Source organism: Amycolatopsis ponsaeliensis (assembly GCF_030182635.1).
Classification (GTDB): domain Bacteria; phylum Actinomycetota; class Actinomycetes; order Mycobacteriales; family Pseudonocardiaceae; genus Amycolatopsis; species Amycolatopsis ponsaeliensis.
Genome location: NZ_JAPZLD010000033.1, coordinates 99,650 through 119,154 on the forward strand (window position 1 = coordinate 99,650; position 19,505 = coordinate 119,154).

Genomic DNA, 19,505 nt, shown 5'->3' on the forward strand with positions numbered 1-19,505 from the left:
AGGGTTAGAACACTGTTTCTCACTCACGACCGGCTGCGGCAGACCACGGGCCGCCGGGCCGGGATCAGTTGCTGTTGCCCGGCTTCCAGCCCAGGTAGCTGCCGAAGTAGCTCTGCTTCGCGTGGCCGATCGCGCCGTTGACGCTCGTCGCCCAGACGCCGCCGCTGCCGTCCGCGATGCCCACGTGGCCGTACGCCGAGATGTTCCAGAACACGAACGCGCCCTTCGGCGGGGTGCCCGTCGTGTGGCGGGCGCCGTCGGAGGACCGCCAGTGCTCGATCGCGCTCGCGTGGTGCGTCGTGCGGTTCCACGACAGGCGCGCGGCCTTCTCGCAGTAGCCCTGGTACGCCGTGCTGCCGTTGCGGCTCGAATACCACGCGATCGCCTGCGTCGCGGTCCGGGCGGCGGCCAGTTCGGCGGCCGAGTCGACGATCACCGCGCCCGGGTCGGCGATGTCGGCGGCCGTCACCTCCGCGTAGACGTCGGCCGGCGCGGGGGCGGCCGTGGCGACGGTCGCGCCGCCGAAGAGCAGGGCGGCCGAGAGCGCCGCCGCCGGGTAGATGCTGCGCATGGTGTCTCCCTCAGTGGACAGGTTGCGACCGGGACGACCTTGCGCGCGGCCCCTACACGGCCACTACACCCGCGCTCTCACGCACCTCACAAAAAACAATGTCCACGACGCAAATCCACGTGACAAATTTCTGGGCCACGGAAAAGCGTATTGGCTGGTTGGGAAGTTTCCGCCTAGCATCCGAAAAGCCGTTCAACGACGAAAGGACCCAGAGATGACGGAAACCCTCGTGCGGAAAAAGCGGTTCCTGGGAATGGGGCTGGCCACGCTGCTCGCGGGCGCAGTGGCCCTGCTTTCCGCGGGACCGGCCGCGGCGGCCGAGAAATCGCTCACCTTCAAGGGCGGCTTCCCCCTGATCGGCGACCAGCAGGTCACCGTGGTGGTCAAGGCGGACATCCCCGCGACCGCCACGGCGGGCACGCCGGTCTCGGTGCCGTTCAGCCTCGACGTCGACGCCGGTCAGGCCGCCGGTGACGGCCTGCGGCTCGTCGGTGCCACCAAGGTCTCCGGCACGATCGCGGCGAAGGTGAACGTCGCGATCGGCGGCCAGTCCGTGGCCATCCCGATCGACCTGCCGATCCCGGAGACGCCGGTCCCCGCCGAAGGCAGCCTGAAGTTCACCGCCCAGGGCCAGGTCGACTTCACCATCCCGGCCGGCACCCCGGCGGGCGAGGCGACCAGCAGCGTCGACTCCGCGGCGACCACCCACGTCGTCACCGACAGCGGCCTCGGCGAGTTCGACGTCGACCTGACGCTGGACCCGCCGGACCAGGACGCCACCCTCGGCACCACGACGGTCGGCTGACCCGCCGCACCGGCCCGCCGGAATCCACCCGGCGGGCCGGAGCGGATGCCGGAATCCGGCACCCGGGAACTGCCGGGATCCGCCGGAACCGTTCCCTCCCAACGTGATCCTCCCTTAGTAGGTACCGATTCACCGGCCGGGCGCGGAGTATTCCGTGCCACCACGTCGAATCGTCACCGGCTGGAGGACCACTTCGTGAAAACCACATCAGGAGTCCTGCGTGGACTCGCGGCGGTCTCGGCCGCGGCGGCGGCCGTCGTCGCGCTGCAGGCACCCGCCGCCGCGGCCGCCGCGCGGACCGATCTCGGCATCACCATGCAGGCCCAGCAGAAGGACCAGTGGTGCTGGGACGCCAGCGGCAACACGATCGCCGACTACTGGGGATATTCGCTTTCCCAGACGCGGTTCTGCCAGATAGCGCACAACGAGTCCGGCAGCGACTGCGCGAACAACCAGGGATATCTGTCCGACCAGCAGCGGGTGTTCCGTTCCCTGGGATTCGCGAATGTCGGCTCCTACAACTCGAACGGGCAGGTCCTTTCCTTCGCCACCATCAAGAACCAGATCGACGCGGGCCGGCCGATCGGCACCCGCATCGGCTGGCGTTCCGGCGGTGGCCACATGCACGTCCTCTACGGGTACGACAATTCGAGTGGTGCGACGCGGGTGGAATACGGCGACCCGTGGCCGGACAACAGCCGGTACAACTCGATGAACTACGACACCTACCGCTCGAACAACCAGTTCCAGTGGACGCACACGCTGTACGGGATCGAGGGATGAGCGTGCTGAAGAAGGCGATGGGCGCGGCCGTGCTGGCCGGCGCCGCGATGCTCACCACGGCCGGCACCGCGGGCGCGGCGACCGGGCCTGCCGGCACCCCGACGGCGGCCGACACCGCCGCGATCGGCCAGGTCACCGGCGGCCAGGCCACCCTCGACCGGCTCACGACGACGAAGTTCCCCGGCGCCCACGCGGCGGCGGCACCGGCGGCGAACGCCGACCCGAGCACCCAGGTAGCGGTCTACGAGCCGACGGCGGCGTTCGTCGCCGGAACCTCGGACGTCCCGGCCGCGCTCGCGTACGTCGCGGTGCCGGCCCGAACCGGCGACGGCACGACGGCGACGGTCTGGGCCGAGCGTCAGGGCGCGGCTTGGACTGTCGTGAACGTCGCGTCGGGTGACTACGAGAAGAAGTACGCCGAGGCCGCGGCCGGTGGCTATCTCCTGCACGAACCGCAGGTCAACGCGTGGTACGCGGTGCACGGAGACGCGGTCACGGTGCTGGCCGGCTCGGTGACTGGGCTGGCCGAGGGCACGACGCTGAGCGTGCGCGACTACCGCGCGGCGCTGCACGAGCGGTACGCGGACAAGCTGCCAGGCTCGGCGTACGACCGCGATGGCGCGGGCGGGGGTTACGGCGGCCGTGAGCGCGCGGTGCCGGTCGCGGATCCCGGCGATGTGCCGGTGCTGCCGTTCGTGCTCGGCGGTGTCCTGGTGCTGGTGGCCGGCGGGGTCGTGATGCCGCGGCTGCGGCGGCGGTAGGGACGGCCGGGGCCGCCGGTGTGCCCGGCGGCCCTCTAGGCAGGTGATCATGATCAGGTCAGAATGCGCCATGCCCGTTCCCACGGCCGCCCAGCCGGAACCGGTGCGGCCGAGTGGTCCGGACCTCGCGCTCGTCGAGGCGCTGCAGCGCGACCCGCGGGCGCCGTGGACGAGGATCGCCGCCGCCGTCGGGACCGACGCCACGACCGCCGCCCGCCGCTGGGACCGGCTGCAGGCCGCCGGGCTGGCCTGGCTCACCGCCTACGTCACGGCGCCGACCACGACCGTTGGGTACGTCGACGTCGCCTGCCGCCCGGACTCCCTGGCCGAGCTGACGCGGGAGCTGTGCGGCTGGCCGTCGGTGTTCAGCGTCGAACGCACGACCAGCCGGTTCTCGCTGTTCCTGTCCCTGGCCGCGCGCGATCTCGACGCGCTGGACGGGCTGGTGACCGGCCGGCTCGGCGCGCTGCCCGGCGTGCGCGAGGTCCGGTTCGCCGTCGCCACGCGTGTCTACCGCGAGGGCAGCGGCTGGCTGGTGAACGCGCTGGCCCCGGAACAGCGCGCGGTGCTCGACGAGACCGCCGTGCAGGCGCGGCTGGTCGTCCCGCAACAGTGGAACGACCGGGACCTGCGCGCGCTGGTCGAGTCCCTCGGCGAGGACGGCCGGCGCAGCTACGCCGAGCTGGCCCGCGACTGCCGGATGAGCGAGTCGGCCGTGCGCCGCACGCTCGCGCGGATGCTGCGCAACCACGAGCTCGACTTCCGCTGCGACCTCGCGCACGTCCCCGCGGGCTGGCCGGTGATCGCGGGCTACCGCCTCGACATCGCGGCCGGCGACCTCGACCGCGCCGGGACGGCGATCGCGCAGCTGCCGGAAACGCGGCTCTCGGCCGCGGTGGTGGGGGAGGGCAACCTGGTGGTGTCGGCGTGGCTGCGGGAGCCGGCCGGCTGCACGGCCTACGAGACGCGGCTGGCGGCCGCGGCCCCGGGCGCCCGCGTCCTCGACCGCGCGATCACCCTGCGGATGCCGAAGCGGATGGGCCGCCTGCTCAGCCCGCACGGCCTCGGCGGCACCCACCAGGCGATCATCCCGGCCGCGTAGGGTCGGACGCGGGGATCCGGCACGGTGGAAGGACATTCAGGTGGGCGAGTCGAACTGGGCCGGGAACCATGCCTACGCCGCGGACACGGTGGCGACGCCGCGCACGGTCGACGAGGTGCGGGAAGCCGTCGCGGCCGCGACGCACGTCAAGGCGCTGGGCAGCCGTCACTGCTTCAACGACATTGCGGACTCACCCGGCGGCCTCCTGCTGGACCTGCGCACCCTCGACGTCCCGGTGGAGCTCGGCGACGGGACCGTGACCGTCGGCGGGTCCGCCCGCTACGGCGACTTCGCCGAGCAGCTGCACGCCGCCGGGTTCGCGCTGGCGAACCTCGCGTCGCTCCCGCACATCACGGTGGCCGGCAGCGTCGCGACCGGCACCCACGGCTCCGGACGCCGTCAGCCGGGACTCGCCGCGGCCGTGTCGGCGGTCGAGCTCGTCACCGCGAACGGCGAGCTGCGGACGTTCACCCGCGCCCACGCCGAGTTCCCCGGGCTGGTCGTCGGCCTCGGCGCGCTCGGCGTCGTCACCCGGCTGACGCTCGACGTGGTGCCGGCGTTCGACGTGCGGCAGGACGTCTTCGACGGCCTGCCGTGGGAGGCCGCGGACCGGCACTTCGACGAGATCGAGGACGCCGGCTACAGCGTCAGCATGTTCACGAACTGGGCGAACGACACGATCGACCAGGTGTGGATCAAGAGCCGCGTGGACGCGTTCACGGCGCGGACGGACCTCTTCGGCGCGGTCCCGGCCGACGGCCCGCGCCATCCCGCGCACGCGGCGGGGATCTCCGCCGAAAACGGCACGCCCCAGCTGGGGGTGCCGGGCCCGTGGCACGACCGGCTGCCGCACTTCGCGCTGGCCTTCACCCCGAGTGTGGGGGACGAGCTGCAGTCGGAGTACTTCGTGCCGTACGCGGACGCGGTGGCCGCGGTGCGGGCGGTCCGGGAGATCGGCGACGTGCTGGCGCCGCTGCTGCTGGTGTCGGAGATCCGCGCGATCGCGGGTGACGACCTGTGGCTGAGCCCGTGCCACGGGGGCGACCGGGTCGCGTTCCACTTCACGTGGCAGCCGCGGCAGCCGGAGGTCGAGGCGGTGCTCCCGCTGCTGGAGGAGCGCTTGGCGCCGTTCGGTGCCCGGGCCCACTGGGGCAAGCTCTTCCACACCACGGGGCCGTATCCGCGGCTGGCTGATTTCCGGACGCTGGCCGCGGAGCTGGACCCGGCCGGCAAGTTCCGGAACCCGTTCCTGGACCGGCACGTGTTCAGCGGTTAGCCCGCCCGGTCCGCTGTCTTGAATGAGTCATTCAGGACCTCCGAAGACCTGAATGACTCATTCAAGACGTTCGAGTCCGGTCGGGGCCTCAGCCCGACGGCGGGGCGGTCGTCGCGCGGACGATCAGGTACGTGTCGAGCACCTGGGTCGCGTGCTCGTCCGCGGCACCGTCGAGCAGGTCCAGCAGCATCGTGACCGCCGCGCGGCCCGCTGCCTCCGTCGGCATCGCGATCGTCGTCAGGGGCGGTGCCGAGATCGCCGCGAAGACCAGGTCGTCGAAGCCGACCAGGCTGATCTCGTCGGGTACCGGCACCCCCCGGGCGTTCAGCCGCGCGAGGGCCCCGAAGGCGACCAGGTCGTTGTAGGCCACGATCGCCGTCACGTCCGCCGCCAGTGCCAGGTCCGCGCCCTGCAGCCCGCCCTCGAACACCGGCGGGAACGGGCCGAACTCGACGACCTCCGTGCCGTGGCGCTCGGCCGCCTCCGTCAACCCCGCGCGGCGGGCGCGGTTCGCCCACGACATCCGCGGCCCGCCGAGGTAGGCGCAGCGGCGGTGGCCCAGCGCGGCGAGGTGCTCGATCGCCTGGCGCATCCCGTCGGCCGCGTCCATCACGATCGACGGGATCCCCGGCACCTCGCGGTTGAGCAGCACCAGCGTCGTCTGGCCGGCGAGCGCGCGCAGCTGGTCGTCGGTCATGCTCGGGCTGCCCAGCACCACGCCGTCGACCTGCCGGGCCATCCGGCGCACCAGGTTCTGCTCGGTCGCCGGGTCCTGGTCGCTGCTCGCGAACAGCACGGCGACGTCGTCCTGGCGCGCGCGGGCCTGGACGCCGTCGAGCACGCCGGTGAAGAACGGGTTGCCGAGGTCCGACACCACGATGCCGATGTGCCCGGTACGGACGACGGGCTGTGGGGCACCGACCGCGTGGTACCCGAGCTCGCTCGCCGCGGCCAGCACCCGGCTGCGGGTCTGGTGGCGGACCAGATCCGGGGACGTGAACGCACGCGACACGGTCGAGATCGACACGTTGGCCCGGCGGGCGACGTCGTGAATGGTCACGCTCACGGCTACTCCTCGGCAGGCTCTGAGCAACATCATGGAAACGCCCGGCAGCGTTGTCAACAACGGATCGCCTTGCGGCAGCGGGGATCCGGTCACCGCAGGGCCATTCGGCTGGGCTTGGGATGAAAACCCTGCAAATCATTGACCGGGTTTTGCTGCAAATCGTAGAACGGAGTCTCCGCCGTGTTCCCCGTTCCCCGGGGCGCGGGTCCCCACCCCCTTCGAGGTGCCTGATGACCAGGAAAACCGAGTTCTGCCTGCGCGTTTTCGGAACGGCCGCGCTCGCCGCGGCGATGGTCGCCGCCGTTCCCGCCGGAGTCGCGCACGCGGCTTTCGAAAGTTCGCCCGCCGGCTACGGCGCCGGCACGACCGGCGGCGCGGGCGGTGAGACCGTCACCGTGACGACGGCGTCCGCCTTCACCAGCGCGGTGGCGGACTCGGCGGCACGCACGGTCCGGGTGAGCGGGAAGATCACCCTGGCGAGCAAGACGCTGGTGAAGATCGGGTCGAACAAGACCGTGCTCGGCGTCGGGTCCGGCTCCGGCTTCACCGGCGGCGGGCTCGCCGTGGACAAGTCGTCGAACGTGATCATCCGCAACCTGGCCATCTCCAAGGCGGTCGGCACCGACGCGATCCAGATCCAGCGCGGCGCCACGCGCGTGTGGGTCGACCACAACGACCTGTCCTCCGACCTCGACCACGGCAAGGACTACTACGACGGCCTGCTGGACATCAGCCACGCCGCCGACGGGATCACGGTGTCGTGGAACAAGTTCCACGACCACTACAAGGTCTCCCTCGTCGGGCACAGCGACAGCAACGCCAGTGAGGACACCGGCAAGCTGCACGTGACCTACAGTCACAACTGGTTCGAGAACGTCAACTCGCGGATGCCCAGCCTGCGGTTCGGCACCGGCCATGCCTACGACAACTATTTCCACGCGGTCACCGATTCCGCCGTGCATTCGCGGATGAACGCGCAGTTCCTCGCCCAGAACAACGTCTTCGAATCCACGAAGGTGTGCCTCGAAACGACCGGAGACAGCGACGTCGACGGTTACCTCAACGAGTCGGGCAACTCCTTCGGCGGCTGCACGAACAAGATCACCCGCACCGGGAGCATGACGAAGGCGCCATATTCCTTCACGCTGGAACCGGTTTCGACGGTCAAGGCCAGCGTCACCGCCGGCGCGGGCGTCGGCCGGATCTGACCGGCGGCGGGCCGTTCGGCCGGTTCGAGTAAGCGCTATCTCGAACCGGCCACCGCCGTTCGGAGTATCCGGCATTCGACGAATTCGAAAGCGAGTCCCGGATATTGACACACTTGTCGCGAACGCCCTACCGTGACCACCGGAAGTTTCTCCCGAACTGCCCATTCGTCAGTTCCCGCGCGGCCGGAGCCGGTCGCGCCGATCGGAGACCCATGTCGGGGAGCAGGCGCCGCACCGTCGCGGACCCGCCGAGGCTGGCCGTGGTCGGCACGTCCGGCTACGCGTTCAGCTACCTGCACCGCGCCCGCATCCTGCACGACGAAGGCCTGGTGCGCTTCGCCGGCATGGCCGACGTCCGGGTGCCCTCGGCCGCCGCGATCGCGCTGCTGCCCGAGGGCGCCACGGCGCACGTCGGGGTCGACGACCTGCTCCGCCGCTGCCGTCCCGACATCACCGTGGTCGCGACCCCGCCGCACGCGCACGTCCGCGTCGGCGGCGCGGTGCTGCGGGCGGGCGGCGACCTGCTCCTGGAAACCCCGCCGGTGCTCGACCTGGCCGGGTTCCGGACGCTGTCCCGGCTGGCCGCGGAGAACGGCTCGGCGTGCCAGACCGGTTTCCAGAGCTTCGGCTCCCCGGCCCTGCCGGTGCTGCGGGCGGCGATCGCGGCCGGGAAGCTCGGCGAGGTGGTGGGCGTCGGCGCGGCCGGGGCGTGGATCCGCACCGACGCCTACTACCGCCGCAACCCCTGGGCGGGCCGCCGGTGGCTCGACGGCGAAGCCGTGGTCGACGGCGCTCTGACCAACCCGTTCTCCCACGCCGTGGCCACCGCGCTGCTCGTGGGCGGGGTCGGCGGGCGCGACCCGGCGAAGATCGCCCTCGAGCTGTACGGCACGCGCGACATCGAAGCCGACGACACGGCCTGCCTGCGCATCCGCTTCGAGTGCGGTCCCGAGATCGTCGTCGCAGCGTCGCTGTGCGCCGAGCAGGACCACGAGCCGTACGTGGTGGTGCACGGCTCGAAGGGGCGCGCGAAGTTCTGGTACAAGAGCCACCGGCTGGAGCTCGACGACGAGCGGGTGCACCTCGGCGAGCCGGTGGACCTGCTGCGGAACCTCGTCGCGCACCACCTCGACCCGGCGGGTGTCCCGCTGCTCGCGCCGCTGCCGGCCACCCGCGCGTTCGCGTCGGTGGTCGAGGCGGTGCGGGACGCGCCGTCGCCGGCCCGGATCCCGGCGGGCTGGATCCGCACGGCCGGCGAAGGGGCGAGCCGGCACCCCGTGGTCCGCGGGATCGGCGAGGAGGTCGCCGTGGCCGCGGACCGGCTGGCGCTGTTCTCCGAGATCGGCGTCCCGTGGGCGAGTGCCGGCCGGGGCGGGCCGGCCGCGGAACGCACCGGGTAACGCCCGCACCCGGTGCCCTCGCGCTGACAGCCCGCCTTCACCCGGTTGCTGTAAGCGCTTTCTCAGGCTGCCCATCGGACGTCAGAGACGTTGCTGCACAAGGGTTATTGCCCCGTTTCGCCCGTTGACACGAGTCACGCGCACTGCCTACCGTGAGCGCGCTGACAGCGTTTTCAGAAAAGTGCTGACCGGCTGAGAACGGAGAGCTCGATGCGTCGGACAAGAGAGCGGCGAACGCTCGTCGCGCTGGCCGCGGTGGTCCCGCTGCTGCTGACCGGGGTCGCCGCGTGCGGCTCGGACCCGGGTGGCGAGGGCGGGGACGTGACCATCACGTTCGTCTGGTGGGGCAGCGACGGCCGGGCGAACCTCACGAAGAAGGCCGTCGAGCTGTTCCAGCAGAAGAACCCGAAGATCAAGGTGCAGACGTCGTTCTCGGCGTACGCGGCCTACTGGGAGAAGCTGGCGACGCAGACGGCGGGCGGCAAGCCGCCGGACGTGCTCAACGTCGACACGCGCTACCTGGCCGAGTACGGCGGCCGGGGCGTCCTGGCCGACCTCAACGGGGGCGCGGGGAAGGCGATCTCGCTGGCCGACATCAACCCCGAACTGGCGGCCACCGGCGTGTACCAGGGCAAGCGGTACGCCGTGCCGTGGGCGCAGAACACACCGGCGATGCTGTACGACCCGGCCGCGTTCACCGCGGCGGGCGCGGACCCGGCGAAGGGCCTGACCTGGGACCAGTACGCCGAAGCGACGCAGAAGGTCAGCGCCGCCAGCGGGTTCGCCGCGCGCGGGACGACGGACTTCGGCATCCTCGACACGACGCTGGAGATCTGGCTGCGCCAGCAGGGCAAGCAGTTCTACACCCCCGAGGGCAAGCTCGGCTTCACCGCCGACGACCTGCGCCGGTACTGGCAGCTCGCGGGCCGGTTCCGGGACGCCAAGGGCGCGTCCCCTGCCGACGTCACGGCGTCCTACAACACCTCGCCCGAGCAGTCGCCGCTCGGCAAGAAGCTGACCAGTTCCGAGTTCGCCTACGACAACCTCCTGCCCGCGTACCAGAAGGCGAACGGCAAGCCGCTGAACGTGGCGCCGTACCCGACGGACGCGAACGGGAACACCGGGCAGTACCGGCGGCCGTCGATGTTCCTGGCGGTCTCCGCGCGCAGCCCCCAGCAGGAGGCGGCCGCGAAGCTCGTCGACTTCCTGGTCAACGACGCCGAGGTCGGCAAGATCGTCGGTACCGACCGCGGGCTCGCGCCGAACCTCAAGGTCCGCGCCCAGCTCTCGGGGGCGGCGAAGGGCGCCGACAAGACGCTCTACGACTACGAATCCGCCCTCGAACCGAAGCTGGGCGCCGCGCCGCCGGTGCCGCCCAAGGGCGCCGGCGCGATCCAGAAGCTCCTCCAGCGCACCTACGAGGAGGTCGCGTTCGGGCGGATGAGCATCGACGACGCCGTCAGCCGGTTCATGTCGGAAGCCGAGAAGGGACTCAAGTAGCCGATGACGACCGTGCGCACCCCGGACCCGCCGGTCGCCTCGGAGCCGGCCGCGCGGGTCCGGAGGCGGGACCGGCCGGCCGGGCGCCGCCGCAAGAGCCAGCCGGAGGCCTTCGCGTTCCTGACGCCCTGGCTGCTCGGCGCGGTGGCGCTGACCGTCGGCCCGATGGTCGTCTCGCTCTACCTGTCCTTCACCGACTACGACCTCTTCACCTCGCCGAAGTGGGTCGGCTTCGGCAACTTCGCGCACATGTTCACCGACGACGACCGCTACCTGCAGTCGGTGAAGGTCACGCTCGTCTACGTCCTGGTGTCGGTGCCGCTGAAGCTCACCGTGTCGCTGCTGGTGGCCATGCTGCTCAACACCCGCCGCGGCGGAGGTGGCTTCTACCGTGCCGCGTTCTACGCGCCGTCGCTGCTCGGCGCGAGCGTCGCGGCGGCACTGGTGTGGCGGGCGCTGTTCATGGGTGGCGGCCCGGTGAACGAGGTGCTGGCCTTCTTCGGCTGGCACACGCCGAGCTGGGTCGACGACCCGCAGTTCAGCCTCGCCTCGATCGTGCTGCTCGGGGTCTGGCAGTTCGGCGCGCCGATGGTGATCTTCCTGGCCGGGCTCAAGCAGATCCCGGCCGAGCTGCACGAGGCGGCCGCGATCGACGGCGCCGGCGCGTTCCGCCGGTTCCGGCACATCACGCTGCCGATGCTCTCGCCGGTGATCTTCTTCAACCTGGTGATGGAGGCCATCCACGCGTTCCAGGCGTTCACCCCGGCGTTCGTCATCGGCGGCGGCCGCGGCGGGCCGGCCGACGCGGACCTGTTCTACACGCTCTACCTGTTCGAAGTCGGCTTCCAGGACTTCCACATGGGCTACGCGTCCGCGATGGCGTGGGTCCTGCTGGCGGTGATCGCGATCGTCACGGCCATTGTCTTCCGAACCGCGAAGCTGTGGGTGTTCTACGACGATGCGGAGGAGCACCGATGACCGTGCTCCCGCGCTCCGCGCGTTCGGTGGGCTGGCACGTGCTGTGCCTGGTGATCGTCGCCGTGGTGCTGTACCCGCTGGTGTGGCTGGCGTTCGCGTCGGTCAAGCCGCCGGACGAGATCCTGTCACGGCTGGCGCTGCTGCCGACGCGGTTCGTGTTCGACGGCTACACGAAGGGCTGGGAGGGCGCGGCGGACGTCGGGTTCGGCCGCTTCTTCCTCAACTCCTTCCTCGTCGCCGGGCTGTCGGTGGCGGCGAACGTCCTGTCGTGCTCGCTGGCCGCGTACGCCTTCGCCCGGCTGAACTTCCGGTTCCGCGGCGCGCTGTTCGCGTTCATGATCACGACGCTGATGCTGCCCTACCACGTCACGCTCATCCCGCAGTACGTGATCTTCCAGCAGGCCGGGCTGGTCAACACGTTCGTCCCGCTGATCCTGCCGAAGCTGCTGGCCACCGAGGCGTTCTTCGTGTTCCTGATCGTCCAGTTCATGCGCGGGATCCCGCGCGAGCTCGACGAGGCCGCGACCATCGACGGCTGCTCGGTCTACCGGACGTTCTGGCACGTCGTGCTGCCGCTGTCGAAACCGGCGCTGGTCACGACGTCGATCTTCACGTTCATCTGGACCTGGAACGACTTCTTCACGCAGATGGTGTACCTGAACGACACGGAGAAGTTCACCGTGCCGCTCGGCCTGCGGCTGTTCGTCGACACGAGCAGCGAGTCGAACTTCGGCGCGATGTTCGCGATGTCGGCGCTCGCGCTCGTCCCGATCGTGCTCTTCTTCCTCGCCTTCCAGCGCCTGCTGGTCGAAGGCGTCAGCACCAGCGGCCTGAAGGGGTGACGACGATGCGAACCCAGAGGCGATCGACCGAGTGGCGAACCGGGTTGGAAAACTTCTCGGACTGCCTGCTGACGGGCCTGCTCGTCGCGCTCGCGTCGGTGCCGGTGGTGACGGCGGCCCCGGCGCTGGCGGCGGGCTGCCGGGTCCTCGACCGGACGCGCCACGGCATCGGGCGTCCACTGTGGACGACGTTCTGGGCCGACTTCCGGCAGGCGGCCCGGGGCGGGCTGGCCTTCGGCGGACTGGGTCTGCTGGCGGTCGTGCTGTTCGCGGTTGACCTCGAAGTCGTGCGCTCGATGCCGGGAGCCGGAGTGCTGGGCCCGGCGTTGTGGGTGCTGGCCGCGGCGGTCGCGGTCGTCGCCCTGCGGACGTGCGAGGTCGTCGCGAGCGGAGAACCGTCGTGGCGCAGAGCGGCGGTGACGGCGGCGCGCGAGACCGCTGCGGCACCCGGGAACGCCCTGCTCCTGGCCGGGGCGGCCGGCCTCGCGGTGGTGCTCGTGTGGATGTTGCCGATCCTGGCGTTGCTGGTGGCCGGGCCCCTGTCCTTGGCCGCGGTGGCGACCGGCTGCCGCCGATGATCCCGAGAGTCGTCGTCTTCGGTACGGCCGGCTACGCGCGCACGCACCTGCGCCGGGCCCGGGCCCTGCACGACCGGGGCGAGATCGTCCTGGCCGGCGCGTGCGACATCCGCGAGCCGCCGGACGAAGCCGGCGAGCTGGTGCCGGTGTTCACCCGCGACCCGGCCGAGCTGCTGGCCCGCGTGCCGGCGGACATCGCCGTGGTGGCCACCCCGCCGCACACGCACCTGCCGCTGGCCCGCCTCGCGCTCGCTGCGGGCTGCCACGTCCTCGTGGAGAAGCCGCCGGTGCTCGATCTGACGGCGTTCGACGAGCTGACGGAGCGGGCCCGGGGCCGGGCGTGCCAGGTCGGGTTCCAGAGTTTCGGCTCGCCCGCGGTCCCGGTGATCCGGGCCGCGCTGGCCCGGGGGGCGATCGGGGCGGTCACCGGGATCGCCGCCGCGGGCGCGTGGATCCGGCGTGATCGCTACTTCGCGCGGGCCGCCTGGGCGGGCCGTCGCCGGCTCGACGGGCGAGCGGTCGTGGACGGCGCCCTGACGAACCCGTTCGCCCACGCCGTCGCGACCGCCCTGCTGCTCAACGGCACGGCGGGGGCCCTGCCCGAGCGCACGGCCGTCGAGCTCTACCGCGCCCGCGACATCGAGTCGGACGACACGGCGTGTGCCCGCCTGTGCTTCGCCGGCGCCCCGGACGTCGTCGCCGCCGCGACGCTCGCCGCCGAAGCCGACCACGAGCCCTACGTGCTGATCCACGGCACCGAAGGCCGGATCCGGTGGCACTACAAGACCGACCTCGTCCTCATCGGTGACGAGCCGGTCCCGGTCGGCCCGCCGGAAGACCTGCTGACGAACCTCGTCGACCACGTCCGCGACGGCGTGCCGCTGCTCGCTCCGCTGGCCGCCACCCGCGCGTTCACCGCACTGGTCGAGGCCGTCCGCGACGCACCCGAACCGAGGCGGCTGCCCCAAGCGCGCGCCGTCGGCACCGGGTCGGAGCGCCGGTTCGTCGTGCCGGGCGTCGACCGGGCCGTCGATACCGCGGCCGAGCGGCTCGCGCTCTTCTCCGAACTCGCCTTGCCCTGGACCCTCGCTCGAGAGGAGACGTGATGGTGGAGCGCCGCTACGCGATCGTCGGCCTGGGCTCCCGCGCCCAGCTGTTCACCCGCGCGCTGGCCGGCTCGCCGCGGGCCGAGCTCGTGGCCTTCTGCGACCACAACGAAACCCGCATGCGTGTCCACAATGGCTGGCTCGGCGCCTCGGTACCGGGTTACCGGCCGGCGGACTTCACGGCGATGTTGACGAAGGAGCGCGTCGACGTCGTCGTGGTGTGCACGCCGGACCACACGCACGCGGACTACGTCGTCGCCGCGTTGCGCGCCGGCTGCGACGTCGTCACCGAAAAGCCCATGACGACCGACCTCGGCGGCGCGCGGCGGATCCTGGCCGCCCGCCGCGAGACCGGGGGCTCGGTGCGGGTCGCCTTCAACTACCGCTACAACCCGGTGCACCGGCGCGTGCGCGAGCTGCTCGCCGCGGGCGCGATCGGGGAGATCGGCTCGGTCGAGTTCAGCTGGCTGCTCGACACCGCGCACGGCGCCGACTACTTCCGGCGCTGGCACCGCGACAAGGCGAACTCCGGCGGGCTGCTCGTGCACAAGTCCGGCCACCACTTCGACCTGGTCAACTGGTGGCTCGGCCGCGGGCCCGAGACGGTGTTCGCACTCGGCAGGCTGTTCTTCTACGGCGACGAAAACGGCCGCCGGCACCCCGATGACCGGTTCGCCATGGACCTCGAGGCCTCGCCCAAGCTGCGCGCGCTCTACCGCGACGCGGAGCGGGAAGACGGCTACGTCCGGAACCAGGACGTGTTCGCACCCGGCGTCACCATCGAGGACGAGCTCTCGGTGCTGGTCCGGCACCGCGGCGGGGTGGTGCTGAACTACCACCTGCACGCCTACTCGCCGCGCGAGGGCTACCGCGTCGCGTTCGCCGGCAGTGAGGGACGGCTCGAGCTGGACGTCCGGGAGAACGAATTTCCGGCCGGCGCGGTGCCGACCCCCGAGCCGGGACGCGCCCGGCTCACCGTGCAGCGGCACTGGGCGTCGCCGGAAGTCGTGCTGGACGAGGTGCTCGGCGAAGGCCACGGCGGCGGGGACGAGCGGATGCTCGCCGAGCTGCTCGGCGACGCCGATCCGGACGAGCTCGGCTGCGCCGCCGACCACGATTCCGGCTTGCAGGCACTGCTCACCGGGCTCGCGGCGAACCGGTCGCTGGCCACCGATGCGCCGGTCACCGTGGACGAGCTGCTCGCCGAAATCGGGGAACCGGCGTGAGCCGGGCGGCGGTGGACGGGACGCTGGAGCTGGCGGAGGACGACGGCCGGGTGCACGTCCGCCTCGGCGATCTGGTGCTGGCGGAGTACGTCGTGGCGCCGCCGACCCCGGCCGGGGACTCGCCGAAGCCGTACCTGCACCCGCTGCGCACCACCGCGGGCGAGACCGTGACCGCGGTCCGGCCGCACGACCACACCTGGCACAACGGCCTGCAGTTCACCATGGCCCACCTGTCGGGGGAGAACTTCTGGGGCGGCCGGACCTACGTGCGCGGCCGCGGGTACACGCCGCTCGACAACAACGGCAGCGTCGGCCACGTCCGCTGGGAGAGCATCGAGAGCGCGGCGGACCACTGCGAGCTGCGGCACGAGCTGGCCTGGCGCACCGCGGCCGGCCGGCGGTGGCTGACCGAGCACCGCACGCTGCGCTTCGGCGACGTCTCGGCCGACAGCTGGACCCTCACGTGGACGAGCCGGCTGCGCAACACCAGCGGCCGCGAACTGCGGTGGGGGAGCCCGGTGACCGAGGGACGCGACACCGCCGGGTACGGCGGGCTGTTCTGGCGCGGGCCGCGCTCGTTCACCGGCGGCACGGTCCGGACGTCCGACGGCCGGCCGGACGACGCGATGGGGCACCGCGCGCCGTGGCTCGCGTTCACCGGACGGCACGACGAGAGCCTCCGGACGTCGACGCTGCTGTTCGCCGACGGTCCGGCCAACCCCGGTTTCCCCACGGCCTGGTACGTGCGCGCCGAGCCGTTCCCGGTGGTCAGCTTCGCAACGACCTACCACCGGCCGTGGGTGTTCGAACCGGAGGAAGAACTGACGTTGACCCACCACGTCGTCGTCCTCGACGGCGATCCGGACCCCGCCCGGCTGGCCGAGCTCGCGGCCCGGGCGGCCGAGTAGAAGGAGCCGACATGCGCTGGAAGGCCTTCGCGGGGTGCCTCACCCTGCTCGGACTCACCCTCACCGCCGGCCCGGCGGAAGCCCACGGCCACGACCCGGGCCGCGTCGTGCTCGGCGCGCACGACGGCTGGGGCGCGGGAACCACCGGGGGAGCGACCGCCGCTCCGGCCGACGTCCACACGGTGTCGAAGCGTTCGGAGCTGGTCGCCGCGCTGGCGTCCCACCCGGGCGCGCCGAAGATCGTCTACGTCCGCGGCACGATCGAGGGCAATGTGGACGCCCGCGACCGGCCGGTGAGCTGTGACGGCTTCGCTGACCCGGCCTACACCCTGCCCGCATACCTGGCGGCGTACGACCCGGCGACCTGGGGGAAGGTCGAGCCTTCAGGGCCGCTGGAGGAGGCGCGGGCCCGGTCGCAGGCCAACCAGGCCGCGCAGGTGGTGGTCGACGTCGGCCCGAACACGACGATCTACGGCCTGGGCGGCGCCACCCTGCACGGGCTGACCCTGCGCGTCACCGGCGACAACGTGATCCTGCGGAACCTGCGGTTTTCCGATGCGCACGACTGCTTCCCCCAGTGGGATCCCCTCGACGGCGCCGACGGGAACTGGAACTCCGAGTACGACAACGTCGACCTCGTCGGCGCGACCCACGTCTGGGTGAACCACGACGAGTTCAGCGACGGCGGGAACGACTCGCAGCCGGCGTACTTCGGGCGCAAGTACGAAGTCCACGACGGACTGCTGGACATCGTGAACGGCTCGGACCTCGTGACGGTGTCGGACAACCGGCTCCACGACCACGACAAGACGATGCTGATCGGCAACACCGACAAGCCGACGTACGACGTCGGGAAGCTGCGCGTCACCGTGCACCACAACGTGTTTTCGGAGATCGGGCAGCGCGCGCCGCGGGTGCGGTACGGGCAGGTGCACGTCTACGACAACCTTTACGTGGTGCGGGATCCGGCCGCTTACGCGTACTCGCTGGGCGTCGGGGTCGAGTCGCGGATCTACGCGGAGAACAACTTCTTCCGGATCCCGGCGTCGGTGCCGCTGGGCGCGCTGGTCGAATACTGGAAGGGAACGGTGCTGCACGCGACGGGGACGCTCGTCTCGGTCGGTTCACAGCGCCCGCGTCCGGTGGATCTGCTGGCCGAGTACAACGCGGCGAACGACCCGGACCTGGGGCCGGACGTCGGGTGGACGCCGACGTTGGTGGACCGCATGGACCCGGCGTGGGCGGTGCCCGCGCGAGTCCTGACGGGCGCGGGTCCCGAGGGCCGCTGAAACACCCTGCCGCAGCGAGGTCGTGAGTGGGAAACAGGGTTCTAACCCTGTTTCCCACTCACGACCCTTGGCGAGCGCGGGTCCCGTTTTCTGAAAACCCGCTGCGGCGGCGACCATCCGGGCGACAGGATCGCCGCTGCGGCCGGTGACATTGACACGCTGAACCCGGCGACCTGAGACTGAGAAAGCGCTTTCAGCACTCGCCAGGACATTTCCCGACCAGGGATGACCAAAGGAGTGATGAGCATGTTCCCGATCTCCCGGGTGAGCCGGGCCGCGGCCGTCGCCGCGCTCGCGGTCTCCGCCGTGATCGTCGGCGGCACCCCCGCGACCGCGGCCTCGTGGCCGAACCCCACCAGCAGTCAGGCGGTGAGCCAGACCATCAAGGTCACCAGCGGCACCTACGACGGCGGCCTCAAGCGGTTCTACGGCACCGGCGACCTCGGCACCGGCGGCCAGGACGAGGACCAGGGCCCGATCTTCGAGCTCGCCAACGGCACCACGCTGAAGAACGTCGTCCTCGGCAACCCAGCCGCCGACGGCGTGCACTGCCTCGGCACGTGCACGCTGCTGAACGTCTGGTGGGAGGACGTCGGCGAGGACGCCGCGACCTTCAAGGGCACCTCGGCGTCGCAGACCATGACCATCGACGGCGGCGGCGCGCGCAAGGCGTCGGACAAGGTCTTCCAGCACAACGGCCCCGGCACCATGTACATCCGGAACTTCCAGGTCAACGACTTCGGCAAGCTGTACCGCTCCTGCGGCAACTGCAAGACGCAGTACAAGCGCAACGTCGTCGTCGACAACGTCACCGCGACCGTGCCCGGCAAGGCGCTCGTGGGCATCAACACCAACTACGGCGACACCGCGAAGCTGACCCGGATCACCATCGTCGGCGACTCGAGCCGCAAGATCGAACCCTGCCAGAAGTACCAGGGCGTCACCAGCGGCGAGCCCACGAAGACCGGCAGCGGCCCCGACTCGACGAACTGCCTCTACACCACCGCGAACATCACCTACCAGTGATCGACTCGCCGGGGGTGCCGGCCGCCGTCCGGTGCCCCCGGCGTCCTTTTCGGAGGCGACATGTTCACCCTGCTCCTCGCTTCGGTCCTCGCCGGCGCGTCGCTCACGGCGCCCGCGTGCGCGCACCTCGTGGTGGCCGCGGACGGCTCGGGCAGCTTCGCGACGGTCCAGGCGGCGATCGACGCCGCCCCCGCCGGCGGCACGGTCTCGCTGAAGCCCGGCACCTACCGCGAAGTGATCACCGTGCCCGCGGGCAAGACCGGGATCACCTTGCGCGGCACCACCGGCAAGGCGTCGGACGTCGTCATCGACTACGACAACGCCAGCGGCACGAAGAAGCCCGACGGCACGACGTACGGCACCACGGGCAGCGCGACCGCGACGATCGCCGCGAACGGCTTCACCGCGACGGCGCTGACGTTCCGCAACTCGTTCGACCGCGCGGCGCACCCGGAGATCACCGCGACCCAGGCCGTCGCGGTGAAGGCGACCGCCGACCGGATGGTCTTCGACAACGTCACGTTCCTCGGCCACCAGGACACGCTGTACGCCGACACCGCGGCGGTGGGCACGACCGGCCGTCAGTACTACCGGAACTGCGCGATCAGCGGTGACGTCGACTTCCTGTTCGGCCGCGCCACGGCGGTGTTCGACCGGGCGACGATCACCGCGCTCGACCGCGGGTCCAACCCCAACGGCTACCTGACCGCGGCGAGCACGCGGCGGACGAACACGTACGGGTTTCTGATCGTCGGCAGCAAGGTGGTCAGCCCGGCCGCTAACGCCAGCTTCTACCTCGGCCGCCCGTGGCACCCCGGCGGCGACGTCGACGCCATCGCGCAGGTCGTCGTCCGCGACACGGTCCTGCCGGCGGCGATCAAGGCGACGCCGTGGACGGACATGTCCGGCTTCTCCTGGAAGGACGCCCGGTTCTTCGAGTACCGCAACACCGGGCCGGGAGCGGGCACCGGCACCGACCGGCCGCAGCTGACCGCCGCCCAGGCCGCGACGTTCACGGCGCAGCGGTACCTGGCGGGCGCGGACGGCTGGAACCCCGTCCACTGAGGACGGTGCCGCGGT

General features: G+C 71.4%; 19 protein-coding genes. 17 read left to right on the forward strand and 2 right to left on the reverse strand.

All coding sequences use genetic code 11. The annotated features are described in order from the left end of the window. Positions 1-64: 64 nt before the first annotated feature. Positions 65-571 (reverse strand): hypothetical protein, encoded by a 507-nt coding sequence (locus QQ657_RS37745; protein WP_284747125.1) that lies wholly within the window; start codon positions 569-571, stop codon positions 65-67. A gap of 214 nt (positions 572-785) precedes the next feature. Between QQ657_RS37745 and QQ657_RS37750 the strand changes: the two genes are divergently transcribed. The 5 genes from QQ657_RS37750 (at position 786) to QQ657_RS37770 (ending at position 5,298) form a co-directional block, all read left to right on the forward strand. Next, entirely contained in the window at positions 786-1,376 is a 591-nt protein-coding gene (locus QQ657_RS37750; RefSeq protein WP_284747126.1) for a DUF6801 domain-containing protein, read from the forward strand. Between the two features lie 195 nt (positions 1,377-1,571). Continuing rightward, positions 1,572-2,159 (forward strand): papain-like cysteine protease family protein, encoded by a 588-nt coding sequence (locus tag QQ657_RS37755; RefSeq protein ID WP_284747127.1) that lies wholly within the window; start codon positions 1,572-1,574, stop codon positions 2,157-2,159. Further along, positions 2,156-2,920 carry a hypothetical protein gene (locus QQ657_RS37760; protein ID WP_284747128.1) on the forward strand — a complete coding sequence of 255 codons (765 nt, stop codon included), beginning with the start codon at positions 2,156-2,158 and terminating at the stop codon, positions 2,918-2,920. The genes QQ657_RS37755 and QQ657_RS37760 overlap by 4 nt, the downstream gene beginning before the upstream one ends. Before the next feature lie 70 nt (positions 2,921-2,990). Beyond that, positions 2,991-4,022, forward strand: a complete 1,032-nt coding sequence (locus QQ657_RS37765) for an Lrp/AsnC family transcriptional regulator (RefSeq protein ID WP_284747129.1) — start codon at positions 2,991-2,993, stop codon at positions 4,020-4,022. A gap of 40 nt (positions 4,023-4,062) precedes the next feature. Next, positions 4,063-5,298, forward strand: a complete 1,236-nt coding sequence (locus QQ657_RS37770; protein ID WP_284747130.1) for an FAD-binding protein — start codon at positions 4,063-4,065, stop codon at positions 5,296-5,298. An 88-nt stretch (positions 5,299-5,386) separates the two neighbouring features. On the opposite strand, the gene QQ657_RS37775 is transcribed toward QQ657_RS37770, so the two are convergent. Continuing rightward, complete coding sequence (locus QQ657_RS37775; RefSeq protein ID WP_284747131.1) at positions 5,387-6,364, reverse strand: LacI family DNA-binding transcriptional regulator; 978 nt, start codon at positions 6,362-6,364, stop codon at positions 5,387-5,389. Positions 6,365-6,594: 230 nt separating this feature from the next. Between QQ657_RS37775 and QQ657_RS37780 the strand changes: the two genes are divergently transcribed. The 12 genes from QQ657_RS37780 to QQ657_RS37835 all read left to right on the forward strand — a co-directional run bounded on the left by QQ657_RS37780 (position 6,595) and on the right by QQ657_RS37835 (position 19,490). Further along, positions 6,595-7,572, forward strand: a complete 978-nt coding sequence (locus tag QQ657_RS37780) for a pectate lyase family protein (RefSeq protein WP_284747132.1) — start codon at positions 6,595-6,597, stop codon at positions 7,570-7,572. Positions 7,573-7,784: 212 nt separating this feature from the next. Continuing rightward, positions 7,785-8,972 carry a Gfo/Idh/MocA family protein gene (locus tag QQ657_RS37785; RefSeq protein ID WP_284747133.1) on the forward strand — a complete coding sequence of 396 codons (1,188 nt, stop codon included), beginning with the start codon at positions 7,785-7,787 and terminating at the stop codon, positions 8,970-8,972. Between the two features lie 210 nt (positions 8,973-9,182). Continuing rightward, on the forward strand, positions 9,183-10,472 hold the full coding sequence (locus QQ657_RS37790) for an ABC transporter substrate-binding protein (RefSeq protein WP_284747134.1): 1,290 nt from the start codon (positions 9,183-9,185) through the stop codon (positions 10,470-10,472). Between the two features lie 3 nt (positions 10,473-10,475). Then, positions 10,476-11,450, forward strand: coding sequence for a carbohydrate ABC transporter permease (locus tag QQ657_RS37795; protein WP_284747135.1), 975 nt, complete (start codon positions 10,476-10,478; stop codon positions 11,448-11,450). Continuing rightward, positions 11,447-12,292 (forward strand): carbohydrate ABC transporter permease, encoded by an 846-nt coding sequence (locus tag QQ657_RS37800; RefSeq protein WP_284747136.1) that lies wholly within the window; start codon positions 11,447-11,449, stop codon positions 12,290-12,292. The genes QQ657_RS37795 and QQ657_RS37800 overlap by 4 nt, the downstream gene beginning before the upstream one ends. Positions 12,293-12,297: 5 nt before the next feature. Then, on the forward strand, positions 12,298-12,870 hold the full coding sequence (locus QQ657_RS37805; protein WP_284747137.1) for a DUF624 domain-containing protein: 573 nt from the start codon (positions 12,298-12,300) through the stop codon (positions 12,868-12,870). Then, positions 12,867-13,976 carry a Gfo/Idh/MocA family protein gene (locus QQ657_RS37810; RefSeq protein ID WP_284747138.1) on the forward strand — a complete coding sequence of 370 codons (1,110 nt, stop codon included), beginning with the start codon at positions 12,867-12,869 and terminating at the stop codon, positions 13,974-13,976. Before QQ657_RS37805 ends, QQ657_RS37810 begins: the two co-directional genes overlap by 4 nt. Then, on the forward strand, positions 13,976-15,202 hold the full coding sequence (locus tag QQ657_RS37815; RefSeq protein ID WP_284747139.1) for a Gfo/Idh/MocA family oxidoreductase: 1,227 nt from the start codon (positions 13,976-13,978) through the stop codon (positions 15,200-15,202). The genes QQ657_RS37810 and QQ657_RS37815 overlap by 1 nt, the downstream gene beginning before the upstream one ends. Then, a complete protein-coding gene (locus tag QQ657_RS37820) occupies positions 15,199-16,110 on the forward strand; it encodes a DUF6807 domain-containing protein (protein ID WP_284747140.1) in 912 nt (303 codons plus the stop codon). Before QQ657_RS37815 ends, QQ657_RS37820 begins: the two co-directional genes overlap by 4 nt. 11 nt (positions 16,111-16,121) lie before the next feature. Then, the gene (locus QQ657_RS37825; RefSeq protein ID WP_284747141.1) at positions 16,122-17,399 is read left to right on the forward strand and encodes a pectate lyase family protein; all 1,278 of its coding nucleotides are present in this window, start codon (positions 16,122-16,124) and stop codon (positions 17,397-17,399) included. Positions 17,400-17,654: 255 nt separating this feature from the next. Then, positions 17,655-18,425: a pectate lyase gene (locus QQ657_RS37830; protein ID WP_350310739.1), complete on the forward strand. Its 771-nt coding sequence runs from the start codon at positions 17,655-17,657 to the stop codon at positions 18,423-18,425. A 60-nt stretch (positions 18,426-18,485) separates the two neighbouring features. Beyond that, positions 18,486-19,490 carry a pectinesterase family protein gene (locus QQ657_RS37835; RefSeq protein WP_284747143.1) on the forward strand — a complete coding sequence of 335 codons (1,005 nt, stop codon included), beginning with the start codon at positions 18,486-18,488 and terminating at the stop codon, positions 19,488-19,490. Positions 19,491-19,505 lie beyond the last annotated feature (15 nt).